The organism is Paenibacillus sp. VCA1 (assembly GCF_031583795.1).
GTDB lineage: Bacteria > Bacillota > Bacilli > Paenibacillales > Paenibacillaceae > Paenibacillus_AQ > Paenibacillus_AQ albilobatus.
The window spans coordinates 172,514-186,817 of record NZ_JAVLSX010000006.1 but is presented as its reverse complement, the minus strand read 5'-3'; the positions used below and the strand labels follow the sequence as shown (position 1 = coordinate 186,817).

Annotated in this window: 15 protein-coding genes and 1 riboswitch; of the genes, 13 read left to right on the top strand and 2 right to left on the bottom strand. The window is 53.3% G+C overall.

What is annotated here, in order from left to right; genetic code table 11:
- The first annotated feature begins 26 nt into the window (after positions 1-26).
- The 4 genes from RJP21_RS15430 to RJP21_RS15415 all read left to right on the top strand — a co-directional run bounded on the left by RJP21_RS15430 (position 27) and on the right by RJP21_RS15415 (position 2,213).
- The gene (locus tag RJP21_RS15430) at positions 27-353 is read left to right on the top strand and encodes a rhodanese-like domain-containing protein (protein WP_310860048.1); all 327 of its coding nucleotides are present in this window, start codon (positions 27-29) and stop codon (positions 351-353) included.
- Positions 354-379: 26 nt separating this feature from the next.
- Entirely contained in the window at positions 380-775 is a 396-nt protein-coding gene (locus RJP21_RS15425) for a DsrE/DsrF/DrsH-like family protein (protein WP_310860047.1), read from the top strand.
- Between the two features lie 73 nt (positions 776-848).
- Positions 849-1,970: an MBL fold metallo-hydrolase gene (locus tag RJP21_RS15420; RefSeq protein WP_310860271.1), complete on the top strand. Its 1,122-nt coding sequence runs from the start codon at positions 849-851 to the stop codon at positions 1,968-1,970.
- A gap of 15 nt (positions 1,971-1,985) precedes the next feature.
- A complete protein-coding gene (locus tag RJP21_RS15415) occupies positions 1,986-2,213 on the top strand; it encodes a sulfurtransferase TusA family protein (RefSeq protein WP_160038162.1) in 228 nt (75 codons plus the stop codon).
- A gap of 58 nt (positions 2,214-2,271) precedes the next feature.
- On the opposite strand, the gene RJP21_RS15410 is transcribed toward RJP21_RS15415, so the two are convergent.
- Positions 2,272-2,436 (bottom strand): hypothetical protein, encoded by a 165-nt coding sequence (locus tag RJP21_RS15410; protein ID WP_310860046.1) that lies wholly within the window; start codon positions 2,434-2,436, stop codon positions 2,272-2,274.
- A gap of 129 nt (positions 2,437-2,565) precedes the next feature.
- Between RJP21_RS15410 and RJP21_RS15405 the strand changes: the two genes are divergently transcribed.
- The 3 genes from RJP21_RS15405 to nagZ all read left to right on the top strand — a co-directional run bounded on the left by RJP21_RS15405 (position 2,566) and on the right by nagZ (position 6,354).
- Positions 2,566-3,366 (top strand): sulfite exporter TauE/SafE family protein, encoded by an 801-nt coding sequence (locus RJP21_RS15405; RefSeq protein WP_397386222.1) that lies wholly within the window; start codon positions 2,566-2,568, stop codon positions 3,364-3,366.
- Between the two features lie 104 nt (positions 3,367-3,470).
- Positions 3,471-3,532: riboswitch (Fluoride riboswitch) on the top strand.
- A gap of 160 nt (positions 3,533-3,692) precedes the next feature.
- Positions 3,693-5,000 carry a voltage-gated chloride channel family protein gene (locus RJP21_RS15400; RefSeq protein WP_310860269.1) on the top strand — a complete coding sequence of 436 codons (1,308 nt, stop codon included), beginning with the start codon at positions 3,693-3,695 and terminating at the stop codon, positions 4,998-5,000.
- Positions 5,001-5,031: 31 nt separating this feature from the next.
- Positions 5,032-6,354 carry a beta-N-acetylhexosaminidase gene (nagZ, locus tag RJP21_RS15395; protein ID WP_310860045.1) on the top strand — a complete coding sequence of 441 codons (1,323 nt, stop codon included), beginning with the start codon at positions 5,032-5,034 and terminating at the stop codon, positions 6,352-6,354.
- A gap of 152 nt (positions 6,355-6,506) precedes the next feature.
- Here the strand turns inward: nagZ and RJP21_RS15390 are convergent, their stop codons facing one another.
- Positions 6,507-7,409 (bottom strand): DMT family transporter, encoded by a 903-nt coding sequence (locus RJP21_RS15390; RefSeq protein WP_310860044.1) that lies wholly within the window; start codon positions 7,407-7,409, stop codon positions 6,507-6,509.
- A gap of 195 nt (positions 7,410-7,604) precedes the next feature.
- Between RJP21_RS15390 and RJP21_RS15385 the strand changes: the two genes are divergently transcribed.
- The 6 genes from RJP21_RS15385 (at position 7,605) to RJP21_RS15360 (ending at position 14,297) form a co-directional block, all read left to right on the top strand.
- Positions 7,605-8,525 carry a LysR family transcriptional regulator gene (locus RJP21_RS15385; RefSeq protein ID WP_310860043.1) on the top strand — a complete coding sequence of 307 codons (921 nt, stop codon included), beginning with the start codon at positions 7,605-7,607 and terminating at the stop codon, positions 8,523-8,525.
- Between the two features lie 97 nt (positions 8,526-8,622).
- Positions 8,623-9,366, top strand: a complete 744-nt coding sequence (locus RJP21_RS15380) for a response regulator transcription factor (protein WP_310860042.1) — start codon at positions 8,623-8,625, stop codon at positions 9,364-9,366.
- Between the two features lie 2 nt (positions 9,367-9,368).
- Positions 9,369-10,355, top strand: a complete 987-nt coding sequence (locus tag RJP21_RS15375; protein ID WP_310860041.1) for a sensor histidine kinase — start codon at positions 9,369-9,371, stop codon at positions 10,353-10,355.
- Between the two features lie 268 nt (positions 10,356-10,623).
- Positions 10,624-11,397, top strand: coding sequence for an ABC transporter ATP-binding protein (locus tag RJP21_RS15370; protein WP_310860040.1), 774 nt, complete (start codon positions 10,624-10,626; stop codon positions 11,395-11,397).
- Positions 11,372-13,300, top strand: a complete 1,929-nt coding sequence (locus RJP21_RS15365; protein ID WP_310860039.1) for an FtsX-like permease family protein — start codon at positions 11,372-11,374, stop codon at positions 13,298-13,300. The genes RJP21_RS15370 and RJP21_RS15365 overlap by 26 nt, the downstream gene beginning before the upstream one ends.
- Before the next feature lie 19 nt (positions 13,301-13,319).
- Complete coding sequence (locus tag RJP21_RS15360; protein WP_310860038.1) at positions 13,320-14,297, top strand: DUF418 domain-containing protein; 978 nt, start codon at positions 13,320-13,322, stop codon at positions 14,295-14,297.
- Positions 14,298-14,304 lie beyond the last annotated feature (7 nt).

Below are 14,304 nucleotides of genomic sequence, written 5' to 3'. Positions count from 1 at the left end.
GGGGTATATCGAGAGGAGGCGACATGATGTTCAAACGATTATGGAAAGACATCACGCCGCAGGAAGTAGAACAATGGATCCGGGACGGACGCGATGACGTCCAGTTGATCGATGTCCGGGAATTGGCCGAATTCAAGGAAGGACATATTAAGGGAGTTAAACTGCTTCCTCTTAGCCAGCTGGAGGTTCGTTTTGACGAGATTAACCGCAACAAGGATGCGGTCATCATTTGCCGCAGCGGGAACCGAAGCCGTCAGGCTTGCGAATTTTTATCCGCCCATGGCTACCGCCAGCTCCGCAACATGACCGGCGGCATGCTGGAATGGCAAGGAGAAACGACGACAACATCGTAAATCAATCCCATTGGAGGAATGCGGAAATGGCAACAAAAGTGGCAATCATCGCGGCCAACGGCGGTATGTTCGACGCGTACAAGGTGTTCAACATCGCAACGGCGGCTGCGGCAAGCGACGCGGAAGTAGGCGTTTTTTTCACGTTCGAGGGTCTGAACCTGATTCATAAGCAGGCGCATCATCAGCTGCCGATGCCGGCGGGAACGGAACATTTTGCCGAAGGTTTTCAACAGGGAAGCGTGCCTTCCGTTCCGGAACTGGTCTCGATGGCCCAGGAATTGGGCGTCAGAATCATTGCCTGCCAAATGACGATGGACGTGATGAACCTGAAAGAAGAAGACTTCATTGACGGGATCGAAGTAGGCGGAGCGGCGACGTTTATCGAATACGCCATGGATGCGAACATCACGCTGTCTTTTTAAACATTCGGGAGAGAAACATTAAGGAGGAGGAGAAATCGTGTCGGAAAAGACGAAGCAGCCCGTTTTGTCCAAAATGAACCCCCGCAAGTTGGCGCAAATCATCGTCGGGCGCGAGGAATTGTTCATATTGGATGTACGCAACGAAGCGGAGTTTAACGATTGGAAAATCGAAGGCGAGAACATCGATAGCATCAATATTCCTTATTTTGAACTCCTAGACGGCATAGACCCCGCTTTGAGCCGGATCCCGGATAACAAGCGCGTGCTGGTCGTATGTGCGAAAGAAGGCTCGTCCGTCTTTATCGGTGAACGGTTGGCCGAGGCCGGCCGGGAAAATGTATTTTACCTTGAAGGCGGCATGAAACTTTGGGGCGAACATCTCGAACCCGTGAAGATCGGTGACCTGGAGAGCGGAGGCGAGATCTACCAGTTTGTCCGGATCGGGAAAGGCTGTCTTTCTTACATGATCGTTTCCGAAGGGGAGGCCGCGGTCATTGACGCCGTTCGGACGATCCGGCATTATCTCGATTTTGCGCAGGAGCGCGGGGTAAGGATCAGGCATGTGATGGACACCCATCTGCATGCGGATCATATTTCGGGTGGACGCGACCTGGCACAAGCAGCCGGAGCGGCTTATTGGCTGCCTCCCAAAGATGCGGAAGAAGTGATGTATCCGTATCATCAGCTTGTCGAAAATAACGATATCCAGATCGGAAACGGCAAAACGACCATCCATCCGATGTATACGCCTGGACATACGATCGGAAGCACATCCTTTCTCGTGGACGGGCAGTATCTGCTGACGGGCGACATTTTGTTCGTAGCTTCCATCGGACGTCCGGATTTGGCCGGCAAAGCCGAGGATTGGGTCGACGACCTGCGCCATTCCCTGTATGAGCGGTACGGAAGTTTGCCGGAACAACTGATCGTGCTGCCAGCCCATTTCGGTCGAATGAGTGAGATGGATAGGGAGGGGAAAGTTTGGGAGAGGCTCGGTGATCTGTTCAGGCGGAATCCGGGATTAAACATAACGGACGAAGATGAATTCCGAAAAACGGTAACCCGGCATCTGCCGCCGCAGCCGAATGCGTACCAGGAAATCCGGCAAACCAACATGGGAAAAATCGAGCCCGATGAAGAAGAGCGGCGCGGGATGGAAATCGGACCTAACCGCTGCGCCGTGCATGATATATAAAAGGAGGACAATTCGATGAATGCAGATAAAGTAATTGACGCCAAAGGACTGGCGTGCCCGATGCCGATCGTCAAAACGAAAAAAGCAATCGAAGAGCTGCAGTCCGGGCAAATCCTCGAGGTTCAAACGACGGACAAAGGCTCGAAAAACGATCTCACCGCCTGGGCGAACGCCACCGGACATCAGCTGTTGGACACCAAAGCCGAAGGCGGCACCTACACGTTTTGGATTAAGAAAAAATAAATAAAACCCAACCTAAAAGCAAACACTCCGAAGAACGGAGTGTTTGCGGTGCTCCCGATTAATTATGGTAAATGATGCGGATATTCAAGTGGCTGTATGTTTCCTCGGTATAATGCCGGTTGGGGCAGCTTTTGATGCAGCGAAGGGAATCCGTTGTGGCATGCAGCTTTTCGGAGCATTCCGGACAGCGTTCCTGAAAATACGATTTGAGCTTGCGAAGCATGATAAATCCACCATCCTATTCCCATTGAATTACTTGGTTTTAATTGATTATAACGCTTTTTTCTTCATTAGTATAGTGTTTCTGCGGGAGGTTTATGCGAAATAACGGCAGCGGAGGAGGTGCAAGAACTTGGATGCGACAGGGTACATCGTGATGTTTGTAATCGGCCTGATCGGCTCCTTTTTTTCCGGATTGCTTGGGATCGGCGGGGCGATTATAAACTACCCTCTGCTGCTGTATGTGCCCGAATGGCTTCATGCCGGGAGCTTCACCGCCAAAGAAGTCTCCGGCATCAGCATGTTTCAGGTTTTCTTTTCTTCCTTGGCGGGGGTTATAGCATATAAAAGGCAAAGCAGGAACGAGAAGCCGCTGATGCATAAAGGGCTGATCGGCACAATGGGGGTTAGCATTCTGATCGGCAGTTTGGCGGGCAGCGTCAGTTCCAAATATTTGCCGAGCGAAACGATCAATATCGTGTACGGCGTGCTTGCGATTATCGCCGTGATCATGATGCTGGTGCCAAGCCGGGGAAGCAGGGAAGATGTCGAGCTTCAAGCGATAGGTTATAATCATGCCATGGCTTCCGTTGCGGCGTTTTTAGTCGGGATCGTATCCGGCATCGTGGGGGCTGGCGGCTCGTTTATCCTCATTCCGATCATGCTGACCGTGATGAAGATACCTACCCGGGTAACGATCGCTTCATCGCTGGCGATTGTTTTCATCTCGGCGATCGGCGGGGTATCCGGCAAGCTGATTGCAGGCAGCGTACCGCTTTTGCCGACGGTTGCCACCGTTATCGGCAGCGTTTTGGGTGCTCCGATCGGAACCCGCGTCAGCCGCCATCTGAACGTCAAATGGCTGCGGGGAGGACTGGCTGTGCTGATTGCGGCGACCGCCGTCAAAATATGGTGGAGTATTGCAGCCTCGTAGATCGTAGCCTCGTAGAACGAGACCAATCAAAAAACGGTTGATTTATCGTTAACGATAGTTGACGAATGCGGAAAGGCTCGTTTAAAATATAACTAGCATGAAACCGTAATAAAGGCGATGGAGTTCGCCATAACCGCCCGCAAGGGCTGATGACTCCTACCGGTGATGAAAGAGCGCACTGGTAGGAGTCTGTTTTTTTTGGGCCGCTTCTACCAGGCCGGCAAGGAAAATTTATACATATCGTTTATAAAAAGGGGCATAACAGAAATATGAACAACGCGAAACGCAGCAAAGACAAGCTTCACTTTACGTTATGGTACGGCGAAATGATCCGGAATTTTGTCAAATGGGTTTGGCGCGGCAGCGTGATCGGCCTGTTGACCGGATCGGCGTCGGCCGTTCTGCTGCTTGGTCTCGAATATGCGACGGACGCCCGAAACCGGCACCCTTGGCTCCTGTTTTTGCTGCCGCTGGGAGGAGCGCTTGTCAGCTTGTTATATTGGAAATTCGGCAGCAGCAGCTCCAAAGGCAACAATCTCGTTATCGAGCGGATTCATGACGGCAGCGAGGCCGTACCGTTCCGCATGTCGGTGCTCGTTCTGTTCGGTACGTTAGTGACCCATTTGTTCGGGGGTTCGGCCGGCCGGGAAGGCACGGCGGTTCAAATGGGAGGAAGTTTGGCGGAGACCTTCGGCAAATGGATCAAAGCCGGGGCATTTGACCGGAAAATTTTGCTCATATGCAGCGTAAGCGGGGGCTTCGGCGCCGTGTTCGGCACGCCGCTGGCCGGAGCGATGTTCGGTCTGGAGGTTGCCGCAATCGGGATCATGAGTTATGAAGCGCTCGTACCGTGTTTCACTGCAAGCTTTGTCGGCCACCTTGTGACCACGCGTCTTTGGGGCGTTCACCATGTCAGCTACCCTCAAATGATCGCGCCCGAGTTTAGCCTGCCGGTCGTGTTCAAAGTTATGGCCGCGTCGATTCTTTTTGCGCTCGCCAGCATCTGCTTCAGCGAGTTGACCCATGCGTTAAAAAGGCTGTTTGCAACCGTATTCCGGAATCCGGTTCTGAAAAGCGCGGTTGGCGGACTGATCGTCATCGGGCTGGTTTATGCCGTCGGATCGCGCGCGTATTTGGGGCTTAGTTTGCCGCTCATTTCCGATGCGCTGGACAAGGACGTGCCGACGTTTGCTTTTTTATGGAAGCTGGTCTTTACGTCGGTTACGCTGGGCGCAGGATTCCAGGGCGGAGAGGTGACCCCTTTGTTTGCGATCGGCGCCACGCTCGGGAACACGCTGGCGGATGTTTTCCATCTGTACGGTCCGTTTTTGGCGGCCCTCGGTTTTATCGCGGTATTTTGCGGAGCGACGCATACGCCGATCGCCTGCTTTTTGATGGGAATCGAGCTGTTCGGCTCAAACGGCGCCGTCTATATGTTTCTTGCATGCCTCATCAGCTATTTGTTTGCCGGGTACAGCGGAATTTATACATCGCAGCGGATCGTTGTTTCGGGCAGCGATCGGATCGTCGTTCCGGCAGGAACGACGCTGTTAACGAGGAAAAAAATGTTGATTCGGCCAAACGGTTCGAAACAACAGAATGAAACAACTCTGTCAGATGATAAAAACGAATAAATCTGCAGAACATTTGAAAGGAGCCAGGACGATGGGACGGATATGGAAGTCAGGTGTGACACTGCTGCTTGTCGGTATGCTTCTTGCCGGATGCGGCGGAAATCGGAATGAGGTTAAACCGGCGAATCCGGAGGATGGGACAAACGGACAACAAACGCAGCAAGGCAACAATGCTCAGGAAGAACCGGGAACATCTGCAGGCGGTGATCAAAAAGGCGGCAACGAGCCGGAGGACACTAATCCGGAGCCAAGCGATCCGGCGCTCGAGCTTCTCGGAAAAATGGACACGGACGAAAAAATCGGCCAGTTGGTGCTGGTGGGCATGGACGGGACGTCCGGCAGCGACGCAACCCGCGAACTCATCGAAAAATACCATGTCGGCGGTTTTATTTTCTACAAAAACAACATCGAAAGCACCAAGCAGGCGCTTCGATTGTTTAATGATTTGAAGTCGGTCAATCGATCGAACCCGGTTCCGCTTTGGATGAGCGTCGACGAAGAAGGCGGGCGCGTGACGCGTATGCCGAATGAATTCGTCAAGGTGCCGGCAAGCAAAAAGATCGGCTCAAAGGACAGCGAGGAGCTGGCCAAAGGCATCGGCGCCATTCTCGGGCGCGAGCTTTCCGGCTTCGGGCTTAACATGGATTTTGCTCCCGTGCTGGACGTGAACAGCAACCCGAAAAACCCGGTCATCGGCGACCGCTCGTTCGGAAGCAAGGCGGACGTCGTCAGCCGGCTTGGCATCGCGACGATGGAAGGCATCCGGGAGCAGCGGGTCGTTCCGGTCGTCAAACATTTTCCCGGACACGGCGACACCTCCGTCGATTCCCATATCGGACTGCCGGTCGTTAACCATGATTTGACCCGTCTTCGGAAGCTGGAGCTCGTTCCATTCAAAGCGGCGATTGAAAACAAAGCTGAGGTTGTGATGATCGCCCATCTGCTGATGCCGAAGCTCGATCCGGATCACCCGGCGTCGTTTTCCAAAAAAGTAATCACGGATATCCTGAGGGGAGAGCTTGGTTATCAAGGGGTTGTCATCTCCGACGACATGACGATGGGCGCGATCGAAAAAAATTACGAGATCGGCAAAGCGTCGGTCAACGCCATTTTGGCGGGAGGCAACATCGTGTTGGTCGGACATGATTACGCCAAAGAAAAAACCGCGATCGAGGCGCTGAAAACGGCGGTGGCTAACGGAACGATTTCGGCGGATGTGCTGGATAACCGGGTGTACGCCATTTTGAAGCTGAAGCAGGCATACGGGCTAACGGACCGCCCGGCGGCAGGCCCGGATGTGCAAAACATCAATCGGGATTTGACGAAACTGCTCCAAAAATACGGCTTGCGTTAATAGGAATTACGGATAAAAAAGGAATGAACGGAATATGGAACAAGCCCTGACCGATGCGGGTTGCATCTGCAGGGCTTGTTTGCATGGAACCGCGTGGAAACGAAATATTTTGCGATTCGGCGAATTGATGTGAGCAAAAAACGCATGCAGCTTTATGCCGCCCGATGGTAAGAGGATTTGCCTGCGCTTTTTCGTTTCACAAGCAGCTTCCGGAAATCCAACTCGCAGACGGCGACGCCGGCAAGAACAAGGCCTGCGCCGATGTACCCCTGCACGGTCAGCGTCTCGTTCATGAAGCAAATTCCGAAAAAGGCGGTGACGACGGGTTCCATCGCAAAAATAAGCCCGGTATGCGTCGGCGACGTATATTTCTGTGCCATGGCTTGAAGGACGAAGCCGACGGCGCTGCACAAAATGCCGAGCGCCAGGATCGAAAGCCAACCGGCAGCGTTCTGCGGCAGCGTGGGCTGCTCGAAAAGAAATGAGGAAACGACGCCCAAAAGCGCGGCAAACCCCAGTTGAAGAACGCCGACGGTAATCGAATCGACCCGTTTGCCGGCCCGTCCGGTAACGATAATATGTATGGCAAAAAATAAAGCGGCGAGTATGCATAACGCATCTCCGGATTGGATTGCGGCATGCGGCTTCAGCGTTAACAGTGCGATCCCCGCCATCGCGACCGCAATCCCCGCGATCAGCCGCTTGTCCGGCTTGATTTTCAGGAACAGCGTTGTGAGCACGGGCACGAAAATGACCGTCATGCTCATCAGGAAGCCGGCATTTGAAGTCGACGTGTTTCGCAGCCCGAAAATGATGCAGACGAACACGCCGAACAGCAGCGTGCCGAGCAGCAGCGCGTATTGAACGGCCTTGCGGTCCGCATGCCTGATTTTTTTATGAAACAGGATGCCCGCCGCCGCGAAAGCGACGCCGAAGCGCAAGGCGATCAGATTGAACGGCGCTAGCGTATCGAGCCCGATTTTCATAAACAAATAAGAAGTACCCCAAAAAAACGTAACCAACAAAATAAGCAAATCCGCTTTGTACTGTTTCATGTTCCCTGTCTCTGCCTTTACGTCAAAAATGGATCGAAGAATTTGGCACATGGATCAAACTTCGTGCGACTCCCGCTTGTGCCTGAATCAGTATAAATGGTATAACAAAATAAGAAAATTGAATGTTTATCATCATTCGCATGAGAAAAATTCATGTAAATGAAACATCGGTTTAGTGACGGGAGACGGGGAATCATGAGCCTCATCAAATACGAGATTTTGAAACAGGTCGTGGAACTGGGCAGCTTGACGAAAGCCGCGGAGGTGCTCGGGTTGACGCAATCCGGCGTAAGCCATGCAGTCCAGAGCCTGGAAACGGAATTCGGATTTTCTTTGTTAAGCCGGAGCCGATCCGGCGTAAAGCTGACGGACAACGGAGAACGCGTATTAAAGCACATACGGGACATGCTTCGGGTGCAGGAGCAGCTGAAGCAGGAGGTGGCGTTGATCAACGGGCTCGAAACCGGAACGATCCGGATCGGCACCTTTACGAGCATTTCCGTCCAGTGGCTGCCCGGGATCATCCGGCAATTTTTAAGCGAGCATCCGAATATCGAAGTGAAGCTGTATGAAGGCGATTATCATGAAATCGAGGAATGGCTGCTGAAAGGGGAGATCGATTTCGGCTTCGTATCGCTCCCGACGATGGATTCCTTCCGGATCATCCCGCTCCGCCAGGACCGGATGCTGTGCGTGATGCCGCCGGAGCACCCGCTTGCGGACGAGCCGTTTGTCCGCTACGGTCAAATCGCGGAGGAGCCTTTCATCATGCCGAAGGAGGGCAGCGATTACGACGTGCGCCGCGTGCTTCGGAAGGGAAGGATCAAACCGCCCGTCCCTTTTCAGGCGGCGGACGATTATGCCATCATCGCGATGGTCGAGAACGGGCTTGGCATCAGCATTTTGTCGGAAATGATCCTGCAGGGAAGAACGAACCGGATCGTGGCGCTCGAACTTGAGGATCAAAGCTACAGATCTTTGGGCATTGCCCTGAACATGGCCAAAAACACCGCGCCGGCCGCCAAAAAGCTGATTCGCTGCGCCAAGGAATGGCTGACGGGCTGGCAGCCTTCGCCGCAAACCGGGCTTTTGAAGCATGGAGAGACGGCGGAGTGATCGTGATTCCCCATTGTATATTGCGAATAAAGAACGGAGGTTGGATTTTTCGGCCGGCCTTGTATATGATATGAATCATTGATAGGGCGTGGGAGAGATGCGAGAATCCGCGGGAGCGGCCAGAAACGGAGATGAAGAGGTGGATCAAGTCAACATCCTGATAATCGAAGACGATGCAAAAATTGCGTCTTTGCTGAAATCGCATATTCAAAAATACGGCTACGCGGCCAGTGCGGTGGAGGATTTCGCGCGCGTCATGGAGGCATTCCGCGAGGTGCAGCCGCATTTGGTCCTGATTGACGTCAACCTGCCGATGTTCGACGGCTTTTATTGGTGCCGACAAATCCGCACGGTGTCCACCTGCCCGATCTTGTTCATTTCGGCGAGGGAAAGCGAAATGGACCAGGTGATGGCGCTTGAAAACGGGGCCGACGACTATATTACGAAGCCCTTCCACTACGATGTCGTCGTGGCCAAAATCCGCAGCCATTTGCGGAGGGCCTACGGGTCGTATTCCGCCAAATCCGAGGAACGGACGGTGGAAGCGTCGGGACTGGTGCTGTATCCCGAGCGGTTTATGTTGACTTACGGGGGACAGTCGGTGGAGCTTACGCAAAAGGAATCGGTTCTGGTGGAAGCGTTGATGAAAAAGGCGGACCGCGTCGTCAGCCGCGGGCGGCTGCTGGATCTCATGTGGGAAGACCGGCATTTTATCGACGATAACACGCTGAACGTATACATTACGAGAATCCGAAAAAAGCTTAAGGAGCTCGGGTTTGACGACCCGGTGGAAACGGTCCGCGGCGCCGGATACATGCTGAAACTGGAAGGAAAGGATTGACGATGAGACTGTTTGTTCGGGAGCAGCTGCCGTTACTTATTTTTTACGCGGGACAGATGCTGATCGTCGGCTTATGGTATTGGCTTGCGGTCGAGGACCATTCCTGGGCGACGGCGGCTTACGGGGCATTGCTCGGCATCGTGGTGCTGGCGCTTTATCTGGCTTACCGTTATTATACGCATCGCAAGCTGTACGCGAGGCTGGAAACGCCTCTGGCCGACATGGACCAATCGCTTGCCGGGCTCGGCGAAGCGCCGATGGCCGGGGCGGTCAGCGATTTGCTCCGCAATCAATTCCAGCTGTACAAAAACGAGCTTTACGGCACGCAGCAGCGGCTGGAACACCATACGGCCTTCATCAATCGCTGGATTCACCAAATGAAAACGCCCGTTTCCGTCATACAGCTTGCACTGCAGGATTTGGACCTGGACGACGATGTCGAGGATGGGCTGCAAGAGGAGATCGACCGCCTCAAAAAGGGACTCGAGATGGCTTTGTACACGGCCAGGCTGGACAAGTTCGAGCAGGATTTCAAGGTGGAAGGCGTGCCGCTTCTCATGGCCGTCGAAAACGCCGTCGCCGAAAACAGGCAGTGGTTCATTCGGAAAGAGGTTTACCCGGTCATCGATATTCCCCCTGATCTATCCGTGATCAGCGACGCCAAATGGCTGGCGTTCATGCTCGGGCAGGTCATCGTCAATGCCGTAAACTATTCGGCAGGCGCGGGCAAGAAGGTTGCGTTCCGTGCTTACAAGCTCGGTCCCCGTGCCGTTCTCGAAATCCGCGACGAAGGCATCGGCATCGCCAAAGAGGACTTGGGCCGGGTGTTCGACCCTTATTTTACCGGCAATCAGGGGAGGCAGTATCACGAATCGACGGGCATGGGCCTGTTTCTCGTCCGGGAGGTGTGCCGCAAGCTTGATCACCAGGTCGGGATCGATTCGGCGCCGGGCGAAGGAACGACCGTCAGATTTACGTTTAATCTATAGGAATTGATCATTTCCGGCCGGAAGTCCCCGCAAAGTACCTGAATCGGTTTCGTAGCCAATGCCCGCTTTGCGGGGTTATTTTAAAAATGGAGTGAATACGAGGGCGCCGCATCAAGCGGCGTCTTTTGATTTGCGCTTTACCCCATCGCTTCGAACAAAACCTTACAAATGTTTAAGGTTCGGGTAAGGAGAATCCATAGTTTTGGCCCAGGCAATGCTATAAAGTGAAATACATAGAGAGAAGAGAATCAGGAAGGAGAGAGTTTTCATGACGGAAATTTTAAAAGTTTCGGGACTCAGCAAGGTATATCCGGGCAAAGTGACGACGCGCGCACTGACGGACATCAGCCTAAGCATACAAAAAGGGGAGTTTGTCGGCGTCATGGGACCTTCGGGGAGCGGGAAAACGACGCTGCTCAACATGGTGTCGACGATCGACGCGCCAAGCTCCGGCACCGTGCTCATTAACGGGAACAACCCGCATGCTTTAAAGAAAAAGGAGCTGGCCTTGTTCCGCAGACGCGAGCTCGGATTCGTGTTTCAGGACTTTAATCTGCTCGATACGCTGACGGTTGCGGAAAACATCGTCCTGCCGCTGACGCTCGACAAGCAGAGCCTGAAATCGATGGAAGCCCGGCTTGAAGCGATCGCAGAGCGGCTCGGCATCAAAGAGATTTTGAACAAAAGGGTTTACGAAATATCGGGAGGGCAGAGGCAGCGCGCCGCGATCGCCCGCGCCATCATCCCGGAGCCTTCGCTGCTTTTGGCGGATGAACCGACGGGAGCGCTGGATTCGAATTCCTCGCGGATCGTCATGCAGACGCTCGAGAAGCTTAACGAGGATGACGGCGTTACGATGATGCTGGTTACGCATGATCCGCAGGCGGCCAGCTACTGCCACCGCGTCGTGTTCATCAAAGACGGCATGATTTCCGGGGAAATCCGCAGGGGCGAAAGCCGGCAAGCCTTTTTCCAAAAAATCATCGACATGCTTTCGTATTTGGGAGGTCAGGCGCATGAGCTTTCGTCGGTTCGCGTTTAACAACGTCAAACGGAATGCGCGCGCGTATTTCGCCTATTTCCTGAGCAGCTGCTTTATGGTGATGGTGTTTTTTACGTATGCGCTGTTCATTTTCCATCCGGATATCGATAAAACCGAGCTTGGCTCCAACGTCAAAATGGTCATGCTCATTATGGAATATGTGATTTATACTTTTGCGTTTCTGTTCGTGTTGTATTCGATCGGCTCCTTTTTGAAAGCCAGGAACAAGGAATTCGGCATCCTAACCATGTTGGGGGCGACCCAAGGGCAGCTCAGCAAACTGGTTTTTGTCGAAAACATGATCATCGGAGCATTGGCGATCGTCGCCGGAATTTTGGCAGGGCTGCTGCTGTCCAAGCTGTTTCTGACGTTAAGCGCCCGCATGATCGGGATCGACGAGCTTGGGCTCTATTTTCCGGCAAAAGCGCTGCTATTGACCGTCGGCGCGTTCCTGCTGTTGTTTTTGGTCATTTCGGCCTTTACGCTGCTGTTCATTAACCAAAGCCGCGTACTCGAATTGCTGAAAGGCGGAAGCAAGCCCAAAAAAGAACCGAAGGTTTCGATTTGGATCTCCCTGTTCGGCGTTTTGCTGCTCGCCGCCGGGTATGTCACGGTCGACAAAAACCTTGCCGTCGCCGCGGTGACGGGCATCGCGGGAACGTACTTCTTTTTCACGCAAATTACCGTCCTCGTCTTCCGCATGCTCAAAAAGAGCCGGCGACTGACCTGGCGGGGCACCAATTTGATCTGGATTTCGGAGATGGCCTATAAAATCAAGGACAACGCGGTCATTTTGTTCATGGTGACCGTCGTTACCGCCATTTGCTGCATGGCCGTGGCTTTTGTCATGTCCATCAATGTCCGTACCCAAAACATGTACCACGAGGACCCGTATCCGTTCCGGTATTATGTCGGCGATGCGGCGCAAGGCGAAAGCGGTCTGAAAACCGTCGAGCAAAAATTGAACGAAAAAGGCATAACATACGAGAAGTTTAAAACCGAATCCTATAGGGCGACTGCCTCCGGCAGGAAAGGCGGCGTTGCCGTCATGTCGGAGGAAAGCTACAAAAGTATCGCGGATGCGCTTGGGTTGGAAAAGATCGATGCCCTCAAAGGGAAACAAGCCGTGCTGGTGCAGTCCGAAAAAGAAGCGCGGAACAACCCGGGCTGGTCCGCAGGAACGGCGATCGAGCTGAACAATCCGTCTTCCCGGCTGGAGGTCGTCAAGGAAATCCGCACGAAAAAAGAAGTTTCGCCGGTGAGCGGCACCAACCTTCTTGTCGTGAGTCCCGATCTTTATGATGGATTGATAAAACAGATTCCTGCCGACCGCAGTTATTGGATCTACCCTATTTACATTTATATGGTTCCCGCTTGGTCCGGCGAAACGCCTCCGGGCAGAAACGACCAGGAATACAAGGTGGGATTGGAGCTTGACCAGTGGGCGCATGAACGGAATGTGAGCGGAGAATCGGTGGATTTGCTGTCTTCCCGCGGGGGAATGTACGCCATGCATGAGCAAGGAACGGCCATGATGAGTTTTATCGGCATCTTTATCGCTTCGCTTCTGTCGGTATGTTCGGCAAGCTTCCTGTATTTCAAGCTTCATTCCGAGCTAAGGCAGGACCAGCAGATTTATACCGCGATGTCCAAAATCGGCCTGCAGTCCGGTGAAATGGGCAAATCTTCGACCGTGCAAATTGCGGTGCTGTTTTTTACGCCGATCTTCGTTTCGGCGATTCAAACCTTGGTCGTGCTGAATCGGGTCCGCGAAGGGTTTGATCTGGATGACGTCAATCAGCCCGTGCTGCTGGCTTCAGCGGCTTTCCTCATCGTTCAGGCCGTATATTTCGTGTTGGTCAGCTCCCGTTATATCCAAAAGCTGAAACGGGTGATGGTGTAGGGGAAGGAGCTTTATGTTCGTGAAAAGAATCGATACGCTGGATTATTTGCGCGGTTTTGCGCTTGTCGGCATCATTTTTATCAATATTTTGCAGATGGTTCCCCATGTCCGGATTCCGCCGGAATACGGGTTTTGGAGCCACTTTGAGCAAGGGCTTTTAACGTTTGTTTATCACGCGGTGTACGGCCGTTTTTATACCATTTTCAGCTTTTTGTTCGGCGTCGGGTTTTATCTGTTTATTTCCCGCGCACGGGCAAGAGGGGATCAAGCGAATGTGCTGTTTGTGCGCAGGCTGCTGATTTTGCTCGTGTTCGGCTTCGTTCACCATCAGTTCCAGCCGGGCGAAGCGCTGCTGATGTACGCGATTTTAGGTTTTCTGCTGCTTCCGCTTTATCGGTTGAAACCCGGGGCAAATCTTGCCGCCGGCATGCTTTTTTTGGCTTCGGGCTGCTGGATCGGTCCGATCGGGATTAGCCTTGGGATGTTCGTCCTCGGTTTGTGGGCAGGGCAAAGCCGCATTTTTGAGCAAGTGAAGCGGCATAAAAAGCGGTGGATCATCGCCCAGGCCGTTTCCCTCGTACTGATCCCCTTCGGACTATGGGCGGAGCGCGAGATCGTTGATGCAACGGGTCTGGTCGACATCGCGATGGTGGCCGGGGGATTGGCCGAAGACGTGTTTTACGTCACGACGCTGACGATCCTGCTGGAGTTCCCGTTCATGAAACTGTGGCTTATGCCGTTAAACCGGCTCGGACGGATGGCGTTAACCAATTACATCATGCAAACCGTTCTGATTTTGACGATGGACGCGGTGCTGAACCTGAGCGGCCATGCCTACTATTTGATATTGGCGATGATCGCCGCCGAGATTTTGGTCATCCAGGCGATTTGCAGCACGATGTGGCTGAACCGTTTTGCCATGGGACCGCTCGAATGGCTGTGGCGGATCGGCACGTACGGGAAAATCCCGGAGCATTATAGGTCCAAGCACAATTGATTGATCC

Coding starts and splice junctions, on each gene's coding strand:
- RJP21_RS15430 (WP_310860048.1), top strand. CDS start 27: ATGTTCAAACGATTATGGAAAGACATCACGCCGCAGGAAGTAGAACAA.
- RJP21_RS15425 (WP_310860047.1), top strand. CDS start 380: ATGGCAACAAAAGTGGCAATCATCGCGGCCAACGGCGGTATGTTCGAC.
- RJP21_RS15420 (WP_310860271.1), top strand. CDS start 849: ATGAACCCCCGCAAGTTGGCGCAAATCATCGTCGGGCGCGAGGAATTG.
- RJP21_RS15415 (WP_160038162.1), top strand. CDS start 1,986: ATGAATGCAGATAAAGTAATTGACGCCAAAGGACTGGCGTGCCCGATG.
- RJP21_RS15410 (WP_310860046.1), bottom strand. CDS start 2,436: ATGCTTCGCAAGCTCAAATCGTATTTTCAGGAACGCTGTCCGGAATGC.
- RJP21_RS15400 (WP_310860269.1), top strand. CDS start 3,693: ATGATCCGGAATTTTGTCAAATGGGTTTGGCGCGGCAGCGTGATCGGC.
- nagZ (WP_310860045.1), top strand. CDS start 5,032: ATGGGACGGATATGGAAGTCAGGTGTGACACTGCTGCTTGTCGGTATG.
- RJP21_RS15390 (WP_310860044.1), bottom strand. CDS start 7,409: ATGAAACAGTACAAAGCGGATTTGCTTATTTTGTTGGTTACGTTTTTT.
- RJP21_RS15385 (WP_310860043.1), top strand. CDS start 7,605: ATGAGCCTCATCAAATACGAGATTTTGAAACAGGTCGTGGAACTGGGC.
- RJP21_RS15380 (WP_310860042.1), top strand. CDS start 8,623: ATGCGAGAATCCGCGGGAGCGGCCAGAAACGGAGATGAAGAGGTGGAT.
- RJP21_RS15375 (WP_310860041.1), top strand. CDS start 9,369: ATGAGACTGTTTGTTCGGGAGCAGCTGCCGTTACTTATTTTTTACGCG.
- RJP21_RS15370 (WP_310860040.1), top strand. CDS start 10,624: ATGACGGAAATTTTAAAAGTTTCGGGACTCAGCAAGGTATATCCGGGC.
- RJP21_RS15365 (WP_310860039.1), top strand. CDS start 11,372: ATGAGCTTTCGTCGGTTCGCGTTTAACAACGTCAAACGGAATGCGCGC.